The 1,723-nt window shown below is 65.6% G+C and carries 2 protein-coding genes; both read right to left on the bottom strand.

Annotation, left to right across the window (positions count from 1 at the left end; genetic code table 11):
- Nucleotides 1-746: amidohydrolase family protein (locus tag AC1DY5_RS54445; RefSeq protein ID WP_478122498.1), on the bottom strand; the 746-nt coding region annotated here is incomplete at its 3' end.
- A 14-nt stretch (nt 747-760) separates the two neighbouring features.
- Nucleotides 761-1,723, bottom strand: a 963-nt coding sequence (locus tag AC1DY5_RS54450; RefSeq protein ID WP_478122499.1) for a Bug family tripartite tricarboxylate transporter substrate binding protein, incomplete at its 5' end; no start/stop codon positions are given.

Here is a 1,723-nt window from a genome sequence, read left to right on the forward strand (position 1 = left end):
CCCCAGACCGAGCGATCGGGCGCGGCGTCGAGCAATTGCCGAGCGAATGGCACCACGTCGGCATAGGGAAACTGACCGCCGCGCGCGAGCTGAGCGGATATTCGCTCAGGGCCGCTAAGCTTGATCCACGCCCGTTGATCGCCAAGCACCTCAAGCAGCGCGACGCAGGCCTCCTGCCCGAGCCCGTCCGCCACGGGCGTGCGACCCATGTGATCGATTGCAAAGGGGCATTGCAGTCGTTGCAACAGGGGCAGTTGCTCGAGAAGATCCTGCGCGCTGAAGTGCAACTGCACATGCCACCCCATCGGTGACAGACGCTCAGCCAGGCGGAGGACCCCGTCCGGGTCCGGCGCATCGCCTAGGTGCTTGATGAAATTGAAGCGGACACCGCGCACGCCGCCTGCATGCAGCTCGCCGAGCGCACGATCGGAGACGTCGGTATGGACAAGCGCAACGCCGCGTGCATTCAGCGGATTGCGCTGGATCGCATCCAGCACTGCAGCGTTGTCGAATCCATGGACGGTCGCCTGGACATAAACGGCGCGCTCGATGCCTAGCAACCGATGCAGTGCCTCGACCCGCTCGACCGGTGCATCCTCCGGCGTATAGGGCCGCATCGGGTCGAACGGAAAGCGGCCGGCCGGCCCGTAGACATGAACGTGGCTGTCGCAACTGCCAGGCGGTAACGTCAAACTCGGGCGGCGCGGCTGCGCCAACGGCGAGGTGACCTTGGTCGGCTTGTCCATGGCGTGCGCAACCGTCATTCCGGCCGGATACCAGCGATGCGCACTGTCTCGCGAGAGCGCTCGTACTCCTCGCGAAGAAAAGTACCGAAGGCAACCGGTGCACGCATTGCAGGCGTGGCCGGCTCAACACCCAGCGCCTGCAACCGCTCGGCCATTCCCGGGGCCGCGAGAGCTGCCTCGGCGGCAGCGACCAGTTTGCGCAAGGCAGCTTCAGGGGTCCGCGCGGGAGCGAGCAGCCCGACGAAACTGAAGGCTGTGAAACCCTGCGCTCCGCCCTCGATGAAGGTCGGGACGTCTGGCGCCAACGGGCTGCGCTTGGGCGCGGCCACTGCGATGATTCGCGCCTTGCCCGACTTGTGGAACGGCAAGGCGGTCGAGAACTCCATGGACGCTGTCTGGACGGTACCTCCGAGCAGGTCCGGCACGAGCGAGTTGCCGCCACGGTACGGCACGTGCATGAGGCGGGCACCAGTCGCCGTATTGAAACGCTCCATCGTCAAATGCGTCGCACTGCCGATCCCGGAGGAGCCGCAACTCACGGGCTGGCGCAGCGAAAGCGCAACCAGTTCCTTCAAATTTCGCGCCGGAAGCTCGTTGCTGGCGAGCAGCACATGAGGGACCACGCCGGCCAACGCGACGGGAGCGAAGTCCTTGAGCGGGTCGTAGACCTGCTTCGCCTGAACGAATGGGTTGATGGTCAGCGGCCCGTTCGAACCCACCAGCAACGTGTATCCGTCGGCGGTTCCCTGTGCCACGGTGCCCGCGCCCAAGCTTCCGCCGGCGCCTGCCTTGTTTTCGACCACCACTGCCTGCCCGAGCAACGGGCCCATCGCGGCGGCGAGAAGACGGCCCACGCCATCGACGTTGCCGCCAGCGTTGAAGGGAACCACGAAGCGAATGGCGTGATCGGGATAGTCCGCCGCACGGGCGGGAAAAGGAAGAACGAGTGTCCCAGCCATGGCAACCAGGGTTCGGAT

This window comes from Variovorax sp. P4_D9, assembly GCF_056401695.1.